The 20,257-nt window shown below is 71.3% G+C and carries 19 protein-coding genes, 1 pseudogene and 2 riboswitches; of the genes and pseudogenes, 5 read left to right on the top strand and 15 right to left on the bottom strand.

Annotation, left to right across the window (positions count from 1 at the left end):
• Nucleotides 1-137: 137 nt before the first annotated feature.
• From FNM00_RS11100 to FNM00_RS11070, 8 genes and pseudogenes are all read right to left on the bottom strand, one after another.
• A complete protein-coding gene (locus tag FNM00_RS11100) occupies nucleotides 138-482 on the bottom strand; it encodes a DUF4333 domain-containing protein (RefSeq protein ID WP_143913611.1) in 345 nt (114 codons plus the stop codon).
• A gap of 37 nt (nucleotides 483-519) precedes the next feature.
• A complete protein-coding gene (locus FNM00_RS11095) occupies nucleotides 520-1,302 on the bottom strand; it encodes an NAD(P)-binding domain-containing protein (RefSeq protein WP_185973098.1) in 783 nt (260 codons plus the stop codon).
• A complete protein-coding gene (locus tag FNM00_RS11090) occupies nucleotides 1,299-1,724 on the bottom strand; it encodes a histidine phosphatase family protein (protein WP_143913609.1) in 426 nt (141 codons plus the stop codon). Before FNM00_RS11090 ends, FNM00_RS11095 begins: the two co-directional genes overlap by 4 nt.
• Nucleotides 1,721-2,494: a uroporphyrinogen-III C-methyltransferase gene (gene cobA, locus FNM00_RS11085; protein ID WP_342778543.1), complete on the bottom strand. Its 774-nt coding sequence runs from the start codon at nucleotides 2,492-2,494 to the stop codon at nucleotides 1,721-1,723. Before cobA ends, FNM00_RS11090 begins: the two co-directional genes overlap by 4 nt.
• A gap of 9 nt (nucleotides 2,495-2,503) precedes the next feature.
• A pseudogene (locus tag FNM00_RS19480) lies at nucleotides 2,504-2,710 on the bottom strand (NAD(P)-dependent oxidoreductase); the annotation flags it as partial.
• Nucleotides 2,707-5,211, bottom strand: a complete 2,505-nt coding sequence (gene cobBC / locus FNM00_RS11080) for a bifunctional hydrogenobyrinic acid a,c-diamide synthase/histidinol phosphate aminotransferase CobBC (protein ID WP_143913607.1) — start codon at nucleotides 5,209-5,211, stop codon at nucleotides 2,707-2,709. The gene cobBC and the pseudogene FNM00_RS19480, both read right to left, overlap by 4 nt.
• The gene (gene cobO, locus FNM00_RS11075; protein ID WP_143913606.1) at nucleotides 5,205-5,819 is read right to left on the bottom strand and encodes a cob(I)yrinic acid a,c-diamide adenosyltransferase; all 615 of its coding nucleotides are present in this window, start codon (nucleotides 5,817-5,819) and stop codon (nucleotides 5,205-5,207) included. Before cobO ends, cobBC begins: the two co-directional genes overlap by 7 nt.
• A 1-nt stretch (nucleotide 5,820) precedes the next feature.
• Entirely contained in the window at nucleotides 5,821-7,806 is a 1,986-nt protein-coding gene (locus FNM00_RS11070) for a VWA domain-containing protein (RefSeq protein WP_143913605.1), read from the bottom strand.
• A 46-nt stretch (nucleotides 7,807-7,852) separates the two neighbouring features.
• Nucleotides 7,853-7,985, bottom strand: a riboswitch (cobalamin riboswitch).
• A 218-nt stretch (nucleotides 7,986-8,203) separates the two neighbouring features.
• On the opposite strand from FNM00_RS11070, the gene cbiE reads away from it, so the two are divergent.
• Both cbiE and FNM00_RS11060 read left to right on the top strand, forming a co-directional pair.
• Complete coding sequence (cbiE, locus tag FNM00_RS11065; protein ID WP_143913604.1) at nucleotides 8,204-9,406, top strand: precorrin-6y C5,15-methyltransferase (decarboxylating) subunit CbiE; 1,203 nt, start codon at nucleotides 8,204-8,206, stop codon at nucleotides 9,404-9,406.
• Nucleotides 9,403-10,155 carry a cobalt-precorrin-4/precorrin-4 C(11)-methyltransferase gene (locus FNM00_RS11060; protein WP_143913603.1) on the top strand — a complete coding sequence of 251 codons (753 nt, stop codon included), beginning with the start codon at nucleotides 9,403-9,405 and terminating at the stop codon, nucleotides 10,153-10,155. Before cbiE ends, FNM00_RS11060 begins: the two co-directional genes overlap by 4 nt.
• 142 nt (nucleotides 10,156-10,297) lie before the next feature.
• Here FNM00_RS11060 and FNM00_RS11055 read toward each other — a convergent pair whose 3' ends face one another.
• The 7 genes from FNM00_RS11055 to aztB form a co-directional block, all read right to left on the bottom strand.
• Nucleotides 10,298-11,794, bottom strand: coding sequence for a precorrin-2 C(20)-methyltransferase (locus tag FNM00_RS11055; protein WP_143913602.1), 1,497 nt, complete (start codon nucleotides 11,792-11,794; stop codon nucleotides 10,298-10,300).
• Nucleotides 11,791-12,450 carry a precorrin-8X methylmutase gene (locus FNM00_RS11050; RefSeq protein WP_143913601.1) on the bottom strand — a complete coding sequence of 220 codons (660 nt, stop codon included), beginning with the start codon at nucleotides 12,448-12,450 and terminating at the stop codon, nucleotides 11,791-11,793. Before FNM00_RS11050 ends, FNM00_RS11055 begins: the two co-directional genes overlap by 4 nt.
• Nucleotides 12,451-12,588: 138 nt before the next feature.
• Entirely contained in the window at nucleotides 12,589-13,452 is an 864-nt protein-coding gene (locus FNM00_RS11045) for a sulfite reductase subunit beta (protein WP_143913600.1), read from the bottom strand.
• Nucleotides 13,453-13,610: 158 nt separating this feature from the next.
• Nucleotides 13,611-14,792, bottom strand: a complete 1,182-nt coding sequence (gene aztD / locus FNM00_RS11040; protein ID WP_143913599.1) for a zinc metallochaperone AztD — start codon at nucleotides 14,790-14,792, stop codon at nucleotides 13,611-13,613.
• 29 nt (nucleotides 14,793-14,821) lie between these two features.
• Nucleotides 14,822-15,721: a zinc ABC transporter substrate-binding protein AztC gene (gene aztC / locus FNM00_RS11035; RefSeq protein WP_143913598.1), complete on the bottom strand. Its 900-nt coding sequence runs from the start codon at nucleotides 15,719-15,721 to the stop codon at nucleotides 14,822-14,824.
• Entirely contained in the window at nucleotides 15,715-16,749 is a 1,035-nt protein-coding gene (locus FNM00_RS11030) for a hypothetical protein (RefSeq protein WP_143913597.1), read from the bottom strand. The genes aztC and FNM00_RS11030 overlap by 7 nt, the downstream gene beginning before the upstream one ends.
• A complete protein-coding gene (aztB, locus tag FNM00_RS11025) occupies nucleotides 16,746-17,588 on the bottom strand; it encodes a zinc ABC transporter permease AztB (protein WP_143913596.1) in 843 nt (280 codons plus the stop codon). The genes FNM00_RS11030 and aztB overlap by 4 nt, the downstream gene beginning before the upstream one ends.
• A 49-nt stretch (nucleotides 17,589-17,637) precedes the next feature.
• Here aztB and aztA point away from each other — a divergent pair, with 49 nt between their 5' ends.
• The 3 genes from aztA to FNM00_RS11010 all read left to right on the top strand — a co-directional run bounded on the left by aztA (nucleotide 17,638) and on the right by FNM00_RS11010 (nucleotide 20,233).
• Nucleotides 17,638-18,330, top strand: coding sequence for a zinc ABC transporter ATP-binding protein AztA (aztA, locus tag FNM00_RS11020; RefSeq protein WP_143913595.1), 693 nt, complete (start codon nucleotides 17,638-17,640; stop codon nucleotides 18,328-18,330).
• 44 nt (nucleotides 18,331-18,374) lie between these two features.
• The gene (locus FNM00_RS11015) at nucleotides 18,375-19,016 is read left to right on the top strand and encodes a (2Fe-2S)-binding protein (RefSeq protein ID WP_143913594.1); all 642 of its coding nucleotides are present in this window, start codon (nucleotides 18,375-18,377) and stop codon (nucleotides 19,014-19,016) included.
• Nucleotides 19,017-19,021: 5 nt separating this feature from the next.
• Nucleotides 19,022-19,200, top strand: a riboswitch (cobalamin riboswitch).
• Between the two features lie 55 nt (nucleotides 19,201-19,255).
• Nucleotides 19,256-20,233, top strand: a complete 978-nt coding sequence (locus FNM00_RS11010; RefSeq protein ID WP_143913592.1) for an ABC transporter substrate-binding protein — start codon at nucleotides 19,256-19,258, stop codon at nucleotides 20,231-20,233.
• Nucleotides 20,234-20,257: the final 24 nt, after the last annotated feature.

Raw genomic sequence — 20,257 nt, 5'->3', positions numbered from 1 at the left:
CGCGCTGGTTCACCATGAATCCCCCTCTCACCCCCCCCCCCCCCCCCCCCCCCCCCCGCCGCGGGCGAACGAGCTGTGTGCCTGGGCGGTGGGTGATAGTTCACCCACCGCCCAGGTACGCCGGAGCGGTGCGGCCGTCAGGGATTGACGGTCTGAGCGACCTCGACGTTGACCTTGTAGTCATTGCCGTCCACATCGGAGATGGTGACGGTGGCGTCGATGGTGTCGCCGCCCGCGGTCAGCAGGCAGTCGACCGTGTTGCCCTCTTCGATGACGACCGGGTCGTCGCCGCAGTCGAAGTCGTCAGGACGCTGCCCGACCTCCTCCTCGAGGGCACCGACGGCGACCTCGGCGATCTTGTCCGGATCCTCCTCGGGCGGACCGGAACTGCAGGCGGTGAGGGTGAAGGCGAGTGCGGCGGTGGCCAGGATGAGGGATCGAGTACGCATGGTCTTCCCGAAGTCGGTGACGGTGGTCCACATAGAGCATGTCACCTCATCGTCCGACCCGCAGCAGCGGTCAGCCGAGTCGGCGCCCGTGCGCGTGGAGGCGATCCAGGGATTCGGTCACGGTCGTGTAGACGCCGGCCTCGGTGAGGAAGTCCCGGAAGGCTTCGTTGATGCCACCGGCAGTCGCGTGCGAGTCGGCCAGCGCCGTCAGCTCCTGCGGCGACCACAGGCTCGCCGCGACCTCGCCGAAGAGGCCTTTCACATAGCGATCCGCCTCACCGGACGACAAGCCCTCGTCGGCGAGCCAGCCGGCGATGGTCGCGAGATAGGCATAGTGCGCGGCGACGGTGGCCGATGCGGTGAAGATGCGCTCGAGCAGCGCCTCGGTCGGGACGTCCAGTACCCCGCCGAGCCGGACGAACAAGGCCTCGGCGGCGTCGGTCCGGGGGTGCACGGGCGTGGTGGACTGCCGGCCGGCAACCGCGGGCATCGGAGCTGAGCGCGCGAGATCGACGGCGGGAGACACCAGCGGTACCAGGTCATCGAGCGCGAGACCGGCCATGACGCTCACCACGGACTGCTCGGTCCGGAAGCTCAGGGATTCCAGCACCTGGGTGGCATCCTGCGGACGGACACTCACGATGACGACATCCGAGGCGTCGACGACCGCCTGGTTGTCGGGCTCGACCCGCACGGTGGTGAACCGCTCCGCGAGGGCCTCGCTCCGGCTCGCGCTGCGGGGCGAGAGCGCGATCGTCGGAGGCTCCGCGACGTCCTCGCACAGGCCGGTGACGATCGCCTCGGCGAGCGTTCCCACCCCGAGGACGCCGTAGTGCGTTCGGCTGTCGGTCACGGTGTCTCGATCCATTCGGTATTGGCGATGATGCCGATCCGCCGGTCCGCGAGCAGCGCGGCGGCCACGGCGATCGTATCGCCGTGGCTGACCGCCAGGACGGGCCCGCGACCGGCGAACTCGTCCGCGAAGCGACGCACGCGGTCGGCGACATCGTCACCGGTCTCCTCGGCCGACTGCTCCACCAGCAGAGGACTGGTGCGCAGGTCCAGGCCGAGCTGTCCGGCCACGATCTCGCCTGTCTGCTGGGCTCGGACGGCGGGCGACGCCCACACCTGGGCGATGCCCCGATCGGCGAGCAGCGCACCGGCGGTGGCGGCTTGAGCCCGCCCGCGTTCGGTCAGCTCGGGATGCAGCACGTCGTACTGCATCCGTCCCACGGCATTCCAGGTGGACTCGCCGTGCCGGAGCCAGACGATCATCCGAGCTCCAGTCCGGCCACGCGGCCGATGACGGTCACCGCGGGAGCGCCGATCCCCTCCTCGGCGGCCCGCGCGGCGATGTCGTCGAGGGTTGCGCGCACCACCCGTTGTGAGGGGAGCGTGCCGTCGGCGATCACGGCCGCAGGCGTCGTGGAGGCCAGTCCGGCGCTCACGAGACGGGTGGCGATGGCGCCGAGCTGGCGCACTCCCATGAGCACCACGATCGTCAGGTTGCTCGAGGCCAGCGCCTCCCAGTCGACGGTGGACGCGGGATCATCGGGAGCGACATGGCCCGAGACCACGGCGAAGCCCTGGGTCAGGCCCCGGTGCGTCAAGGGGATGCCGGCCGCGCCGGGCACGGCGAGCGCGGAGCTGAGTCCGGGCACTACCTGGGTGGGGATGCCCGCCTCGGCGCACGCGATGAGCTCCTCGCCACCGCGACCGAAGACGAAGTTGTCGCCACCCTTGAGACGCACGACGGCGCGGCCGCTCTGCGCGGCCTCTACCAGGATGCGGTTGATCTCCTCCTGCGGTGTGAACCGCCCGTGCGGGATCTTGGCGACATCGATGACCTCGGTGTCGGGCGCGGCCCACGAGAGCACCGCATGGGGGACGAGCCGGTCGGTCACGATGACCTCGGCCTTCTCGATCGCCTCGCGTCCGGCGAGTGACATCAACCCCGGATCCCCGGGCCCGCCACCGACGAGCGTGACGGTGCCAAGCGCCGACGATGCCGGACGGTCGGCGTGCTGGGCGGTGTTCTCCCGCAGGACGATGTCGGCATCGTCGAGGAGAGCCTCGTCGAGGACCATCGCCCGACGTACGAGCCCACGCGCCACGAGGTCCTCCACCGTCGCATCGAGGCGGTCGGCGACGAGGGTGACGGTGGCGCGTTCACCGAGCAGGCCGGAGATCGTGGCTGCCGTGCGCGGTCCGGCGCCGACGATCACCACGTGACGTTCGGCGACGCTGAGCTCATAGGTCATGACAGTTCGATCCTCAGGGCGGTCAGGAGTTTGCGGGTGAGGGCAGGTGGGCGCACGGCGATGCGCACCCACTGGCCGTCCAGACCCGGGAAGGTGTCGGCGCGACGGACAGCGTAACCGGCGGCGGCGAGACGACCGTGCACCCCGGTCCCCACGCGGGCGAGCACGAACGGTGCGTCCGAGGGGCTGAACGGCACACCGAGCTCACTCAGCCCGTCGGTCAGCACCGCGCGATCGCGAGCGATCCGCGACGCTCGGGCGCGCGCCTCGGCCGCGGCCTCGGGCGTGTGACACGCGATCATCGCCTCCACCGCCGGCGAGGACACCGACCACGGAGCCTGCAGGTCCCGCAGGGCCGCGATGACCTCCGCCGGGCCGGTGGCGAAGCCGGCGCGGATGCCGGGCATGGCCCACAGCTTGGTGAGACTGCGCACGACGAGCACTCCGGGCAGCGAGCGACTCGCCAGCGACTCCGGTTCACCGGGTAGCGCGTCCATGAAGGCCTCGTCGACGACCACCAGACGTCCCGGACGCCGCAAACGCTCCAGATCGACGATGCGATGCAGGCGGCCGGTGGGATTGGTCGGATTGCCGATGAAGACGAGATCGGCATCCTCGGGGACCGCATCGGTCGCCAGCGCGAAGTCGGGACCGGGCAGCAGGACGTGGGTCGGCTCGTGGCCGGCCATCCGCAGGGCGACATCGGGCTCGGTGAACTGGGGGTGCACGATCACCGGCTGCCGCCAGGGCCGCAAGCGGGCGACGAGTCCGAAGACCTCCGCCGCTCCCGCGCTGGGGAGGATCTCCTCGACGGGCCGGGCGAGGTGATGCGCGATCGCCCGGGCGGCGGGCCGCGCATCGGGATAGCGGTCCGAGCGGGTGACCCCCAGGACGAGGGCATCGGTCAACCACTCGGGCCGCGGGTCGCTTGAGACGTTGACCGCGAAGTCGATCGCCCCGTCCACCGCCTCCACGTCCCCGTGATGCCGTAACGGATCGGAGGGGGCGACCACCCGTTGAGTGTGGGGGTACCTCCCTGGGGGCACCTCCCTGCACGGAGCTCTGCGGAGTGCTTGGGGGAGACGGAGCGCAGCGGAGTCCTTGGGGGAACGTTTGGACGGCACAACGGGCTCTTTTGCCGTCCGAACGTCCCACTCGACGGGTTCGCGGGTGGTGTGGGAGGCGGCGGCGGTGACGAAGGCGCGGGCGAGGTCGGGGGTGCCGGCCCAGTGGGTGTGCAGATACGAGGCGTGCAGGGTCGTCGAGGCGAAGCCGGCGGGACGATCGTCGAAGGTCCAGGCAGCCTGCTCGCCGTGCCCCGGCGTCACCTGCGTGCGGTGGAACTCGTGGCCGATCACCGTGGTGCCCGCCGGCCCCAGCACCGAGGCGTGCGGAGCGACCGCCTGCCGGTACGCCAGGGTCAGCCGACCGGTCATCTGAGCATCCGCCTCGATCGCCCCGGCCATCGGCGCGCCGTCGAGCGTCCGGCACAGGTAGAGCAGACCGGCGCACTCGGCGACCGTCGGCACCCCGTCGCGCACCGCGGCACGGACGGCCGCGCGCATCGGGGCATTGGCCGCGATCGCCCCCGCGTGCACCTCGGGGAATCCGCCACCGAGGTAGAGGCCGTCGATGCCCGCCGGCAGGTCCCGGTCCTCGAGCGGGTCGAAGCCCACGAGCTCGGCCCCCGCCGCCGCGAGCAGCTCCTCGGTCTCGGCATACCGGAAAGTGAACGCTCGGCCGCCCGCGACAGCGATGCGAGGCCGGCGACTCGGCGTGTGGACCGGCGGTGTCCAGGGCTCGGCCTCCAGCGGTGGAGCGGCCCGGGCGATATCGGCGACCGTCGAGAGGTCGACGGTGCGCGCGATGCGTTCGCTGAGCCGGTCGAGGGCCGCGGCGGCGTCGTCTCGTTCGGCCATCGGCACGAGACCGAGGTGGCGCGACGGCGCGACGATCCCGTCATCGCGGGAGATGACGCCGAGCACGGGGGCATCGATCGCGTCCACCACTTCGCCGGCGTGGCGGTCAGAGCCCACCTTGTTGACGATGACGCCCGCGATCGTGACGGCGGGATCGAAGGCCCGCATGCCGGCGACGAGCGCACCGATCGAGCGGGAGGCGTGCGAGGCGTCGACCACCAGGACGATGGGCGAGTCGGTCAGCGCGGCGACGTGGGCGGTCGAGGCGAAGCCCTGGCCGCCGATCTGCCCGTCGAACAGGCCCATGACACCCTCGATCACGGCCAGGTCGGCGCCCGCGGCGCCGTGCAGCAGCAGCGGCACGATCCGTTCCTCCCCGACCATCCGGGGGTCCAGATTGCGTCCGGGTCGGCCGGTGGCGAGGGAGTGGTAGCCCGGATCGATGTAGTCGGGACCGACCTTGTGGCCGCTGACCACCCGGCCCGAGTGCCGCAGCGCAGCCATGAGGCCCGTCGCCACGGTCGTCTTGCCGTGCCCCGAGGCGGGCGCGGCGATGACGACTCGCGGCAGGGACGTCACCATTCGATGCCCCGCTGGCCCTTCTGGCCGGCATCCATCGGATGCTTGACCTTGGTCATCTCGGTCACCAGATCGGCGGCCTCGATCAGCCGCGGATCGGCATCGCGGCCGGTGATGACGACGTGCTGGCGTCCGGGACGGTTCCGCAGCGTCTCGACCACCTCGTCGACGTCGACCCACCCCCACTTCAGCGGGTAGGTGAACTCGTCGAGGATGTAGAGGTCGTGCTCCTCGCGTTCGAGCCGACGCGCGATCTCGGCCCAGCCCTCGGCGGCGTCCGCGGCGTGGTCGTCCTCGGTGCCCTGCTTGCGGGACCAGGACCAGCCCGAGCCCATCTTGTGCCACTCGACGGGCCCGCCCTTGCCGGTCTCGCGGTGTACCTCGTCGAGGATCTCGAGCACACTCTGCTCGCCGACGCGCCATTTGGCGGACTTGACGAATTGGAAGACGCCGACGCGCCAGCCCTGGTTCCAGCCGCGCATGCCGATGCCGAAGGCGGCCGTGGACTTGCCCTTGCCCGGGCCGGTGTGCACGATCACGAGCGGACGATTGCGGCGCTGGCGTGTGGTGAGCCCGTCATCGGGCACGACGAGCGGCTGTCCCTGGGGCATGTCAGGCCACCTTCTCGGGCAGATGGGCGGAGATGGCCGAGGTGAGGCCATCGGCCGTCACCTCGCCGAGCGGAACGTAGTCGGCACCGAGGTGCCCGGCGAGCTCGCGGGCGAGGCCGAGGGTGAAGCGGCCGGTCTCACAGTCCACGACCAGGGCGTGGACATCGGAGGCGGCCAGGCGCTGAGCCACGCGGCGGGCGCGCGCGATCGCGTCGGCGCCGTGGGTGGCCCTGCCGTCGGTGACGACGACGAGCAGCGGACGACGCCGTGGATCGCGGAGTCGCTCGCGGCGGATCACCTCGGCCGCCTGGGTGAGGCCTTCGGCGAGCGGGGTGCGACCGCCCGCCGGTACGTCGTCGAGGCGGGCCTTGGCCACGTCGACCGAGCCGGTCGGGGGCAGCACGAGCTCGCCGGCGTCGCCGCGGAAGGTCACGAGCGCGACCTTGTCGCGGCGCTGGTAGGCGTCGAGCAGGAGGGAGACGACGGCGGTCTTCACCTGGGCCATGCGCTTGCGGGCGGCCATCGAGCCGGAGGCGTCGACGCACAGCAGGACGAGGTTGCTCTCGCGGCCCTCCTTCACGGCGACACGCAGATCGTCACCGGCGAGGCGCAGGCGTCCGGTGGTGCGGCCGCGGGCGCCCTGGTGGGGGATGGCAGCGCGGATGGTGGCGCCGAGATCGACGGCGCCGCCGTCCGCGGCGGGGGAGGCAGCGATCCGGCGACCGGTGTCGGTGATGGCGCGCGAACGGCGGCCGGCCTGACCGCGGCCGACACCCCCGACGCGGAAGGTCTTGGTCCGCTGGGCCTCTCCGGCGCGCACCTGGGACGTGGGTGCGGGAGCCTGCTCGTCGCCCTGGCCGCTCTGCGGTGGCGGGGGAGCAGCCGCATCATCGCCGGGCCCGTCGTCGTTCTGGCCGGGATCCGGCGTGCCGCCTCCTCCTCCGGGATCGGTGTCGTCGTCAGGGCCTTGCGGATCGTCCGGCTCGTCGTCACCGAGGAGGTCCTCGAGCTCCTGCTCGTCGATGCCCGGGGCGTCGAAGGGATTGCGCCGACGGCGGTGGGGCAGTGCGAGGCGCGCCGCCACGGCGATGTCGTCGCGGTCGATCGTGGTGCGCCCCTGCCAGGCGGCGTGCGTGGCGGCGGCCTTGGCGGTGACGATGTCCGCGCGCATGCCGTCGACGTCGAAGGCGGCGCAGATCTCCGCGATGCGGGTGAGCACCGCGTCGGTGAGCTCGACCTCCGGCAGCAGCTTCTGAGCCGTGGTGATGCGCTCGCGGAGCTCCTGCTCGTCGTCGGCGTAGCGCGCCGCGAAGCCCTCGGGGTCGGCATCGAAGGCGAGCCGACGGCGCACGATCTCGGCGCGCAATCCGGGATCGCGGGGAGCGGCGACGTCGACGGTCAGGCCGAACCGGTCCAGCAGCTGCGGCCGCAGCTCGCCCTCCTCAGGGTTCATCGTGCCGACGAGGACGAAACGTGCCGCGTACTCCACCGACATGCCGTCGCGCTCGACGGTGGCCCGGCCCATGGCGGCGGCATCGAGCAGCAGGTCGACGAGATGGTCGTGCAGCAGGTTGACCTCGTCGACGTAGAGGATGCCGCGATGAGCCTTGGCGAGCAGGCCGGGCTCGAACTCGGCGCGTCCCTCGGCGAGCGCGGTGTGCAGGTGGAGCGACCCGAGGACGCGGTCATCGGTCGCACCGACGGGCAGCTCGACCAGCCGTACCGGCCGTTGCTCGGTGGCCGGATCCGGGTCGAAGGGGCCGTCGGGGCTCGACGGGTCGCGCGGGTCGCTGCTGAACCGGTCGCCGCTGACCACCTCGATCGGCGGGAGGACATCGGCGAGGGCACGGACCATCGTGGACTTGGCTGTGCCCTTCTCTCCGCGCACGAGGACGCCACCGAGGTCCGGGGCGATCGCGGCGAGGGTGAGGGCGAGTGCCATGTCGTCGGCTCCGGCGACGGCACAGAAAGGAAAACGTGCTGGCATGTGGGGCTCCCGCTCGTCGTGCCATTCGGGTCGGCGACGCGGTCGCGTCGCCCCGCAGCACGAGGCCGGTCTTCGGACTTCCCGTCCTTCGACGGGTTACCGCAGCGGGCCCTGTTCCGGACTTGCACCGGATTCCCAGATTCTCCTCGCGTGGAGGCACCTCGGGCTGCGTGCGCCAGCGTAGCCGATCAGTCGGCAACCCCCGGAGGCAGCGGGTGCGGACCGATGACGATGCATCGCGGTCGCCATGGCGACCCGAAGGCATCATCATCGGTCTCAGTCCGCACCGATGACGATGCGTAGTGGCGGCTATGGCGACCGCAATGCATCACCATCCGTCCCGCTTGCGCGCCGCCACGGGCCGAGGACTCTGCGCCCCCTCGTTACAGTGGCGGCCATGACTGTGACCGTGGTCGGTATCGGAGCCGATGGATGGGACGGATTGTCGCCTCGCGCGCGGACGGCGGTGGAGCGGGCCGAGCTCGTGCTGGGAAGCCCCCGTCAGCTCGGGCTGCTGCCGTCCGGTATCGAGGCCGAGCAACGTGAGCTCCCCTCGCCCTTGCGCGAAGGGCTCGCATCCTTCGCGCAGGAAGCCGGCTCGCGTCCCGCGGTGGTGCTCGCGTCCGGCGATCCCTTCCTGTCCGGTATCGGCTCCACCCTCCTCGACGTGCTCGGTGCCGACGCGATCGAGGACGTCGTGCCGGCGGTCTCGTCGGTCACCCTCGCGCGGGCGGCGATGCGCTGGGCGGCCGAGAGCACCTCATGGGTGAGCCTCGTCGGTCGCGACGCCTACCGGCTGTTGCGCCACCTGGAGCCCGGAGCACGTCTGCTGGTCCTGGTCTCCGACACCACGACCGCGACCCATGTCGCCGCCATCCTCACGGCCGCGGGCTTCGGCGAGAGCCGCATCACCGCGCTGTCGGACCTCGGATCCGCCGAGGAGTCGCGCCGTGACGCCCTCGCGCGGATGTGGCACGGCAAGACCCCGCCGCTGACGGTGCTCGCGATCGAGTGCGACGGTCCGGGTCCATGGTGGTCCCGCACCGCCGGACTCGATGACGATGCCTTCGAGAACGACGGCCAGCTCACCAAGCGCGACGTGCGCGCCAGCGCCCTCGCCCGGCTCGCGCCGCGTGCCGGTGAGCTGCTGTGGGATGTCGGTGCTGGCGCCGGCTCCGTCGCGATCGAGTGGATGCGCGCGCACCCCCGCAACCGGGCGGTGGCGATCGAACGTCACCCCGAGCGTGCTGCCCGCATCCGCCGTAATGCCGAACGTCTCGGCGTACCCGAGCTCGAGATCGTCGAGGGCACGGCTCCGGAGGCGTTGGGCGACCTGCCGCGGCCGGATGCGGTCTTCGTCGGCGGGGGTGCGACACGCGAGGGCGTGCTCGACGCGGCCTGGGAGGCGCTGGTGCCGGCCGGACGCTTCCTGGCGCACGGTGTCACGATCGAGACCGAGTCGCTGCTCGCCTCCTGGCACGACCGCCACGAGGGCGGTGAGCTGACCCGCATCAGCGTCGAGCACGCCGAGCCGATCGGCGGCTTCACCGGGTGGAGCCCCTCCCGGGCGGTCACCCAGTGGTCGGCGATCAAGCGGTGACCGTTCACTTCGTCGGGGCCGGACCGGGCGCGGCGGACCTGCTGACGGTACGCGCCGCTCGCCTTCTCGCGGAGGCCGATGTCTGCCTGTACGCGGGCACCTATCTCGACGCCGTCCTGGAGCACTGCCGCGCCGATGCTCGCCGGGTGGACACCCAGGACCTCGATCTCGACCAGATCATCGACGAGATCGTCGAGGCGCACCGCGCCGGCTCCACGGTGGTGCGGCTGTGCTCGGGAGACCCCTCGGTGTACTCGGCTCTCGCGGAGCAGACGCGACGTCTCGATGCCGTGGGTGTCCCGTGGGACGTGACCCCCGGTGTGCCGGCCTATGCGGCGGCCGCGGCGCTCGTCGGTGCGGAGCTGACGGTGCCCGAGCTCGTGCAGTCCGTCGTGCTGACCCGTGCTCAGGCGCGCTCGACCGTCATGCCCGATGGCGAGGCATTGGAGAACTTCGCGGCTACCGGTGCGACGCTCGTGCTGCATCTGGCGATCACTCGGGCGGGCGAGCTGGCCGACCGGCTCGCGCCGTACTACGGGGCGGAGTGCCCCGTGGTCGTCGTCTTCCGCGCGAGCCAGCCCGATGAGCTCGTGCTCCGCGGCACGCTCACGGATATCGGCGATCGAGTCGCTTCGGCCGGTTTGCGGCAGGCGGCCGTCATCCTCGTCGGTCCGGCACTCGCCCGGCACGGCGACGGCGAGTCCTTCCTCTACGCCGCCACCCGAGATCGCACCACCAAGCGCCGCTGACCCCGCCCGCCCGGCGGCGGTACGCCATCAACCCTTCGTCCGGGGTAGCGGAATCTGGTCAACCTTTCGCCTCGGGTGGGGGTAGCTGGTCAACGTTATTCGTGTTTGGTGGGGTTGATGGTCTACCGCTACAAGGTTCAGCTCAGCGGACGAAGCGGGGGGACCACACCTGACCCGCTTCGGTCACGCGAGTGCCGGAGGCGCCGACGATGACGAGGCACTTCATGTCGATCGTCGCCGGGTCGAAGTCTCCGAGGGTGGTCACGGTCAGTGACTCCTCCGCCCGCCCCACATCGCGGCCGACCACCACGACCGTCTCCGGCGCGCGGTGCCGCAGCATGATGTCGCGTAACTCGCTCACCTGCGTCGTGCGGGACCGCGACGCCGGGTTGTAGACCGCGAGCACGAGATCGGCCCGGGCGATGTGGTCGAGACGTTCCCCCACCACGTCCCACGGCTTGAGCCGGTCGGAGAGGCTGACCACCGCGAAGTCCGCTCCCACGGGTGCCCCTGCCCTGGCCGCCACCGCCTGCACCGCCGAGACACCGGGCAGAACCCGGATCGGCACGTCGGCATAGGCGGGATCCTCGGCCGCCTCGAAGACCGCCGATGCCATGCCGAAGACACCGGCATCGCCACCGGAGACGACGGCCACCCGTTCGCCGCTCGCGGCGAGGTCCAATGCCAGCCGGGCCCGGTCGACCTCGACCGTGTTGCCCGAGACATGTCGGGTGAGCCCCTCGCGCTGCGGCACTCGCTCGACATACGGCCCGTAGCCGACCACATGGCCGACCTCCGAGAGTGCGGACGTGACCTCAGGCGTGATCCAGCGGTCCGGGCCCGGGCCCAGCCCGACCACGAGCAGTTCCGCCGTCGGTACCGAGGAGGTCTCGACGGGCGCGGGCGCGTCATACCGGGCGCCGACAGAATCGCCGGGCACCACGATGAGAGAGAAGTAGGGCACGGCGGACGGGTCGACATCCCGTACCGGCAGCCAGCGTTGCTCGGGCATCGACGCCCGCTCGACATAGAGGGCGTCGTCGAGGCGGCCGGCCTGGCGCAGTGCCTCGACGACCGAGCCGAAGGTGCGCCCGAGCTTCATGATGATCGCACCGTCGGTGTCGGCCAGCCGGCGGGCGAGCTCAGGGGTGGGCAGGGTCCCGGGCAGGACGGTGAGCACATCGGTCTGCCGCACGAGCGGGGTCGCCGCGAGCGCGGTGGCCGCGGCGAACGCCGGCACGCCGGGCACGACCTCGGTCGCGAAACGATCCGACAGCCGGTCGTGCACGTACATATAGGAGCCGTAGAACAGCGGATCACCCTCCGCGAGCACGACGACATCGCGGCCGGCTTCGAGGTGTGTCGCGAGCCGTGCGGCGCAGTCCTCGTAGAAGTCGGCCATCGCGCCGGCATAGCCGCCGGGATGCTCGGTCGCACCGGTGGTGACCGGGTACTCGAGCACCTCCTCGATGACGTCGGCGGGGATCAGCTCATCGGCGATCCGGCGGGCATTGGAGCGCTTGCCCGGTCCCTGGTGGTAGGCGATGACATCGGCGGCCTCGATGAGCCGCGCGGCCTTGCGGGTGATGAGCTCGGGGTCTCCGGGCCCGAGCCCCACGCCCCACAACCGCCCGCTCATTCGCGCTCCTGGGCGAGGGCATTGAGGGCCGAGGCGGCCATGGCCGACCCTCCGCGACGGCCGTGCACCGTCACGTACGGGATGTCGATGCCGTGATCGGCCGCGAGGTCCGAGAGTGCCTGCTTGGACTCGGCAGCCCCGATGAAGCCGACGGGGACGCCGACGATGGCGGCGGGCCTGGGCGCACCGTCGATCAGCATCTCCAGCAGATGGAAGAGGGCGGTCGGGGCGTTGCCGATGGCCACGACGGCACCCTCCAGACGGGGCTCCCACAGCGATACGGCCGCCGCCGAGCGGGTGGTGCCGAACTCGCGAGCGAGACCGGGCACCGAGGCATCGCGCAGCAGGCAGACGACCTCGTTGTCGCGGGGGAGACGCGCGCGCGTCACGCCCGAGGCGACCATGTGCGCGTCGGTGAGGATCGGTGCGCCGTTCTCCAGCGCGCCTCGCGCCGCGCCGACGAGCCGGGGATGGATCTCCAAGTCCCGGGTGAGATCGGTCTGGCCGGTGCCGTGGATCATCCGCACGGCGATCTTCTCGGCGTCCGCCGGGATCCGGGACAGATCGGACTCGGAGCGGATCGTGGCGAAGGAGTCGACGTAGATCGCCGGTCCGTCGTCGATGTAGTCGTAATGCCGGCTCGGGCGGGTACTCATGCCGGCACCTGCCAGGAAGGGCGTTGATGGTAGGCAGATGCCGGCATGGGATTCCTCATTGTTCGCTCGCTCCGCTCGCTCATGCCGGCACCTGCCAGGAGGGGCGTTGATGGTAGGCAGATGCCGGCACGGGATTCCTCATTGTTCGCTCGCACATGCGGGCTCCTGGTCGGGGACGATCACACTGCGCCACGGGGTCACGAGGACCTCATCGGGCAGCGGCTGCGCGGCAGCGCGGTCGAGACGTCCGTCGGAGATCGGGACGTGCCGGGCCACGCGTCCGTCACGCTGCTCGATGATGCCGGGCGGCCACGGCTCGGCCGACACCCGGGTCCGCGGATCGCGATCGACGGCCTCGCCGATCGGACGATCGAGCTCATCGACATGCCAGGGGGCGTCCGGGCCGCCGCCCTGTGCCCCGATGAACTCGCGAGCGAGGCCTGCCAGGGCAGCCGCCGCGCCGTTCACGTCCACCACCGGCCCCCATCCCTCACTGCCGAGTCTGAGCTGCACAGCGTCGGAGTCGAGTGCGACGAGCCCCAGGTCGAGGCGACGCCACGCGACATCGCCTCGGCCGTCGTCGAGCACGAAGAGGAAACGGCCGGGAAGCGCGGCGAGGGCGGGGTCGGAGCAGAGCAGCCGGTCGAGCTCCGCGGCGATCGGACGCACATCCGCGCGGCCGGCCGCCCGACCCGACATCGGGGAGATCTCGATATTGCGGATCAGCTCGTGCGCCGGCGACGGCAGCAGCCCGACCTCGGTGATCGCCTCGACGAATCCGGCCGGCACGCATCCGTCGTCGTGGGAGACGCCCCGGATCTGGATATTGGCGCGCGAGGTCAGATGCACCGCACCGTCGCCCCAGCGCTCGGCGATCGCGATGAGGTCATGGAGGCGACGCAGCGGCGCGCCCGCCAGGCGGAGCCTGACGAGCGCGCCGTCGTCGGCGATCCATGGCCGGAAAACACCGGGACACCGGTCCGATCGGGTGCGGGAGGTCACCGGTTCATGGTGCCACGTCGCCCGGAGCCGATCGCCGGAGCCGTGATCGCTCGGTCGTAGCGGTAGCTGGTCAACCTCATCCGCGTCCCATGAGGTTGACCAGCTACCTCCGCTGGGGAGGTGAGGTTGATGACCTACCGCCGCCGGCGGGGCGCGGCTCAGTGCGAGTGGAGCACTCCACTGAGCTCGTTGGGGGCGACGTCGAGATCGACGGTGGCCGTGATCTCACCGGAGTCCAGGTCGACCGCGTGGAGCCGCTGGTTCTCCGGATCGCTCACATAGGCGGTGTGCTCGCGGACGAAGATCGCCGGCCGCGGCTGCTGCCAGTCGATCGGCTCGGTCCACTCGTCCTCCAGTACCTGGATCGAGTCGGTGATCTCGGCGGTCTCCGGGTCGATCACATGGATCGCGCCGTCGGTGCCGAGCACGAGTGCCTCGCCGTCGTGGCCGCGGGCCAGCGAACGGAAGGTGTAGCTGGCCGGCAGGTCCACCAGGGTCAGCTCGTTCGTGGCGGTGTCGGTCAGGGAGACCTGCGTCGGACGCTCGAGCTCGGCGTCGGGGTCCTGCTTGTAGTCGCCGAGCACCACCGAGGATGCGTCCGTGCCGGCCTGGTTGCCGATGCGGCCGTACTCGGTCGGGCTGTCGATCTTGGTGAACTCGCCGTCGGCATACGTCAGCAGGCCGTCCTCGCAGCCGATCACGACGACCTCGTCGCGTGCCGTCGCCTCGCCGTGCACCCCCGGGCACTCCTCGGAGCGGGCGACCTCCTCGCCGTCGGTGTCGACCACCCGCGCGCCCACGCGGGTCTCGCTGTCGCCGAGGGAGGTCAGCAGGTCGCCGTTCTCCAGCACGATCGCGACGCCGTGGTGCGCCTCGGGAGTCGAGTAGGTCTCGGTCTCGGGCATCTCGCCGTGGTCGAGGCCGTGTGGATCGAAGACCGTGATCTCGCCGGTGCCGTCGGCGAACAGCACGGCCTTGTCCGCGTGCCGGACCACGTGGCCGGGCGTATCGGCCTCGAACACCAGGTCGGTGAGCTCGCCCGCGGTCGCGTCGAGGACCTGGAATCCCTCGGAAGTCGAGACCAGGATGTGGTCATCGGTGCCGGCGGGGTTGAGGCGGTTGAAGCCGTCGAGCTCGATGTCCTTCTCTACCTCCAGGGTCTCTCCGTCGAGCAGCAGGACGCCGCCGTCATAGGTGACGGCGACCGGATGGTCGATGGATCCGCTGCCGTGGTCGTGTCCGTGGTCGCCGGCTTCGTCGGACTCCGAGTCGCTGCCGCAGGCGGCGAGCGTCAGCGTCGCGGCGAGCGCGAGCGGCAGGATCGCGTGTCGTCTGGTCATGGGTGTTTCTCCTTCGATGGGTGGGTGTGTCAGGACAGTGCGGAGGCGATGGCATCGGTATTGGCGCGCATCATCCCCAGGTAGGTGGCCGCCTCGCCGTCGGCGGTGAGCGACTCGGAGTACAGCGAGACCACCTGCACGTCGATGCCCGCCGTGTCGGCGAGGACCTGCGCGAGACGGTCCGGTTGCGACGAGTCGGCGAAGACCGCGGGCACGCCGTTCTCGGTGATCGCGGTGGCGAGGGAGTCGAGGTCGGCGGCGCTGGGCGACGCGAGCGTGGTGCCGCTCGGGATCACGGCGCCGACGACCTCGAAGTCGTAGCGGTCGGCGAGGTAGCCGAGGACGTGGTGATTCGTGACCAGACTGCGGCGATCGTCCGGTATCGCGTCGAAGGCTTCCCTCATGTGCCGATCCAGGTCGGTGAGCTCGTCGAGGTAGGCCACGGCCCCCTCGCCGGGCTCGATGCCCGCGTGCTCCTCCAGTGCCTCGGTCACGTGCTCGACCGCGAGGTTCATGCGGGCGGGATCGGTCCAGAAGTGCGGATCGAGCTGGCCCGCGGAGGCTCCCTCGCGATACTCCAGGGGGTCGACGAGGTCGCCGACGGCGAGCACCGGCACGCCGTCGGCCTCGGCGGCGTCGACGACGTGTTGGACGCCCTCCTCGAGGCCGAGTCCGTTGCTGACCACGAGGTCGGCGTTCTCGACGGCGGCCGCCTGCTGGGCGGAGATCTCGAAGGAGTGCGGATCGGCCCCGGCCGGCATGAGCACGGTGACCTCGACATCGTCGCCGGCCACCTCCTGCACGACATCGCCGAGGATATTGGTCGTGACGACGACACCTCCGTCGGACGGGCCACCCGAGCAGGCGGTGAGCGCGGCCGCCGACAGGGCGATGCCGCCGGCGAGCGCGGCCAGCCGCCGGGTCACCATCCCGTCTCCACCAGGTGGAGCGGGGTGACGTCGCCGGTCTGGATCCCGCGGGCGATGCGCAGACTGTCGGCGTAGTCGATCTCGTGGACGACCGAGGCCTCGGCATCGTTCACATAGGCCCGTGACGTGTCGGCGACGAGGGACGGCGGGTACTCGAGGTCCGGATTCTCCAGGAGGGGGCGCTCGGCCAGCTGCTCGCCCGCGGCGTCGTAGTGCCGCAGCGTGCCGTCCTCGCCGAGCACGAGCACGCCGAGGTCGGCGCCGAGCGCGACCGCAGCGAGGGGCGAGGGGGACTCCATGGTCGTCCAGGTCCGGCCGCCGAGATCGAGCACCGCGACCTCATCGCCGAGAACCGCGGCGAGCTCGGTGGCGCGGGGGCGCTGACCGAGCTCGTGGGCCCGCTCCTCACCGGGATAGGGCACGAGATCGTTCTCGCCGTCCTCCGTCACGAGGACGCCGTCGGCGCACGCGATGACGAGCTGCTCGCCGGTCCGCACGGCACCGTCGGGGTCGTCACAGGAGCTGTCGATGTCGTCGTCCGCGGCTGTCGTCAGCTCGCCGTCCTCCAGGGCGTCGCGGTCGACGGTCGTGACCGCGCCGTCTGCATCGATGGCGAGCGTGTCGGAGCCGAACGCGCCGACGATCGTGCCGTCGGCCAGCTCGGTGTCGCCGAGCTGTGCGGCGTCCTGGCGGTAGTAGTGGTTGTGGTCGCCGTGCGGCCAGGTCCAGCTGCCCGCGTCGAGCACCGTCGCCGTGCCGTCCTTGCCTCCGAAGACGAAGCGCCCATCGGTCTGCACGGAGTCGGCAGGCAGGTCGAAGGTCTCGGCGCTGCCGTCGAGGAGATCGATGACCGAGGCTCGTTCGCCATCGGCGACCACGAGCCGGTGCTGCGCCTCGGCCTCCTCGACGGTGCCCTCGACGTGCCCGTGGCCGTGCTGGTCCCCGGCGGTGTCGTCGTCACCGGAGGACGAGCAGGCGGCGACCAGCACGATGCTGGTGACGGCGAGGAGGGGGCGGAGGGGTCTCATGCGGTCCTTTCGAGGGTGCGGGCAGTGGAGGGCACGACGGAGCGCAGTCCGAGTGCCAGGACGAAGATCGCGACGGCGCAGGCGGTGATCGTGGCTCCCGCCGCCGTGCCCGCGTGCCAGGAGACGAGCAGCCCGACGACGACGGCCACGGCGCCGAGCGCGGCTGCGAGGGCGATGGCGAGGGATACGCGGGAGGTCCACAGCACCGCCGCGGCGGGAGGCGCGATGAGCATGCCGAAGACCAGGAGCGTTCCGACGATGCTGAACGTGGCGACGATCGCGAGGGTCAGCATGGTCAGCAGCGCGAGCTGGGCGATCTCGGGACGCAGCCCGCTGGTGCGGGCGATCCGGCGGTCGAGGGCGCTGACCAGGAAGGCTCGGTGGCCGAGAGCGGTCATCGCGACGATGACCGCTGTCGTCACCGCCAGCGTCACGAGATCGCCCTGTTGCACGGCGAGCACCTCGCCGAAGAGGAAGGCGGTGATGTCGACGGCGAACGAGCCCGAGGCGGAGACGATGATCACGCCGGCCGCGAGCATCCCGACGAACAGCAGGCCGATGGTGGTGTCGGTTCCGAGGCGGCGGTTCCGTTGCAGCGTCGATACCCCCAGGGCCATGAGGGCGGCGGCGATCCCCGCGCCGAGGCTGAGACTCACGCCGGCCAGGGACGCGAGCGCGACGCCGGGGAGCATCCCGTGGGACATCGCGTCGCCGAGGAAGGCCATGCCGCGCAGCACCACCCAGGTGCCGGCGCAGGCGCAGGCGACGGCGACGAGGAGTCCCGCGATCGCGGCGCGGCTGACGAAGCTCACGGCGAAGGGGTCGGTCAGAAGGTTCATCGGCGAGGACTCTACAATGCAATGAGAACCATTCTTATTAGGGGGTCGGATGATCGACGTGTGCGAGGTGCACGCGGGCTACGGGCGTCACGAGGTGTTGCGGGGCGTGACCTGGTGTTTCGCCGCCGGGCGGGTGACGGCGCTGCGCGGCTCGAACGGCTCGGGCAAGACGACGTTGCTCGATGTCATGGCGGGGATCAGGCCCCCGGCGAGGGGCACCGTCAGCCGTCCTCCCGGCGGGGTGGCCTATGTCCCGCAGCGCACGCACATCGATCCACGCCTGCCCCTCACGGTGCGCGATGTCGTGACGATGGGAGCCTGGCAACGGCGTGGCCCGTGGCGCCGGGTGAGCCGTGATGATCGCCGGGCGGTGGAGAGCGCGATGGACGATCTCGGCATCGCCCATCTCGCGCGGCGACGGCTCGATGAGCTCTCCGGCGGACAGGTCCAGCGGAGCCTCGTGGCCCGGGCGATCGTCTGCGACGCCCCGGTGATGGTCCTCGACGAGCCGATGTCGGGGCTCGACATCGGGGTACGGCGAGAGCTGAGCGATGTGCTGCGCCGGGTCGCGGCCTCCGGCCGGGTCGTGGTCCAGGCCACGCACGATGCCGAGGCCGCGGAGGCGAGCGATCAGGTCGTCACCCTCGTCGACGGCCGCCTCCACCGCCACCCCTCGACGGTCCCCCAGCGATGCCACATCTCGATACCCGATCACCGATCCGGATCCTCGGTGGTCGAGTAGCCGGAGGCCGTTCGCGACCGGAGCGCGTCGCGTAGCCTGCGGGCATGGACCCGCTCGCCGGACTCGGCCCGTACTTCGCGGTCGAGCGCGGGACGGTGGGTGAGGGCTGGCTGACGCTGGACCAGCTACACGGCGAGGTCCTTGCCGAGCGGGTCGCCCACACCCGCGACGCTCTCGCCGAGCGCGCTCGCGCGGACGTCGAGGACCGGGTCGCCGCCTCGATCATGTCCCTCGGACTGTTCGCACGTCTCGTCTCCCCGGTGCTCGGATCGCTCGCGGCAGGGGCGATGGCGCCGCGCATCGACCTGTCGACGACCCGCTGGCGGCCCGTCGACTCCGGGCCCTGGCCGATCGCGGTCGAGCCCGGCGAGCCGCGCACGCTCGATGAGGTGACCACCGAGGTCGTCGGCCCGCTCGCCGAGCGCATCGGGGACGACTTCTCCGTCTCGCGCACGATCCTCGACGGCAATATCGCCTCGGCGGTCTTCGGAGCCGTGACGATGCTGCGCCGTCTGGGCGCCGCCGGTGCCGACCGGGCCGCCGGTGCCGCCCTGGGCAGCCTCGCCGAGGGCCCGCTGCGCGGCACCGGCACGGTCGACGGCGGCTTCGTCCGCGCCTCGTGCTGCCTGTACTACCGGTTGCCCGGTGGCGGCTATTGCGGCGACTGCGTGCTCGCCGCCCGTTGAGCCGCTGCTAGAGTGCGAGCGCCAGTCGTGCTCGTTTGAGCCAGGGAACCCGGTGTGAGTCCGGGACTGACGCGCAGCGGTGAGGGTGACGGGCGGAGCTTGATGCCACTGGACGATTGTCCGGGAAGGCGCTCCGTCTGATTGATCCCGAGTCCGAAGACCTGCTGGTCGCACGTTCGCGTGTGTGATCCATCCAGTTGCAGGCTTCGCGTTTGAGCCTCGGACGAAAGGGACCTGTCATGGTCGTCCGTACCCTTCCCACCCTCGCTGCCGCCGCGGCGGCACTCCTCCTCGCCGGCTGCGCCGGTGCTCCCACCTCCGGCGACGGCGGGGACGGCTCCGATGCCGGCTTCCCGATCGAGCTGACCAGCTGCGGGACGACCTCCGAGGTCGCCGATCGGCCCGAGAGCGCCATCACCATGAACCAGGGCGCGACCGAGGTCGCGCTCGCGCTGGGTGTCGAGGACCAGCTGGCAGGCACCGCCTATCTCGACGACGAGATCCCCGAGAAGTGGCGCGAGGCCTATGAGTCGGTGCCGGTGATCGCCGACGCCTATCCCGACAGCGAGACGGTGCTCGCCGAGCGCCCCGACTTCATCTACGCCTCCTACGCGTCGGCCTTCGATGCCGAGGCGGCGGGCTCCCGCGAGGAGCTGGCCGAGTCCGACATCGCGACCTATGTCTCTCCGCTCGGCTGCCCATCGGGCGAGAAGGCCGAGGTCAGCTGGGACAGCGTCTGGGGCGAGGTCGACGATGTCGCCGCCGCCTTCGGGGTGTCGGAACGCGCCGAGGAGATCCGCGAGGAGCAGCAGAGCACGCTCGACGACCTCGGGGCGGATGCCGCCGGCGACGGCTTGCGGGTCTTCTGGTTCGACTCGGGTACCGACACGGCCTTCGCCGGTGCCGGGGACGGCGGCCCTCAGCTGATCCTCGACGCGATCGGCGCAGAGAACGTCTTCGGCGACCAGGAGGGTGGCTGGGCGGATGTCAGCTGGGAGCAGGTCGTCGCCGAGGATCCCGATGTGATCGTGCTCGCCGATGCCGGATGGTCGACCGCCGACGACAAGATCGAGTTCCTACGGAACGATCCGGCCCTGAGCCAGTTGCGGGCCGTCCAGGAGGAGCGATTCGTGACCGTGCCGTTCTCGGCCTCGACTCCGGGAGTCAGGCTCGTCGACGGCGCGTCGTCGGTTGCCCAGCAGCTGACCGCTCAGTGACGACCCTCGTTGCCCCTCCGGGCA

This window comes from Aeromicrobium piscarium (genome assembly GCF_007421815.1).
GTDB lineage: Bacteria > Actinomycetota > Actinomycetes > Propionibacteriales > Nocardioidaceae > Aeromicrobium > Aeromicrobium piscarium.
The sequence above is the reverse complement of the archived record's forward strand: the minus strand, read 5'-3'. Positions and strand labels throughout refer to the sequence as shown.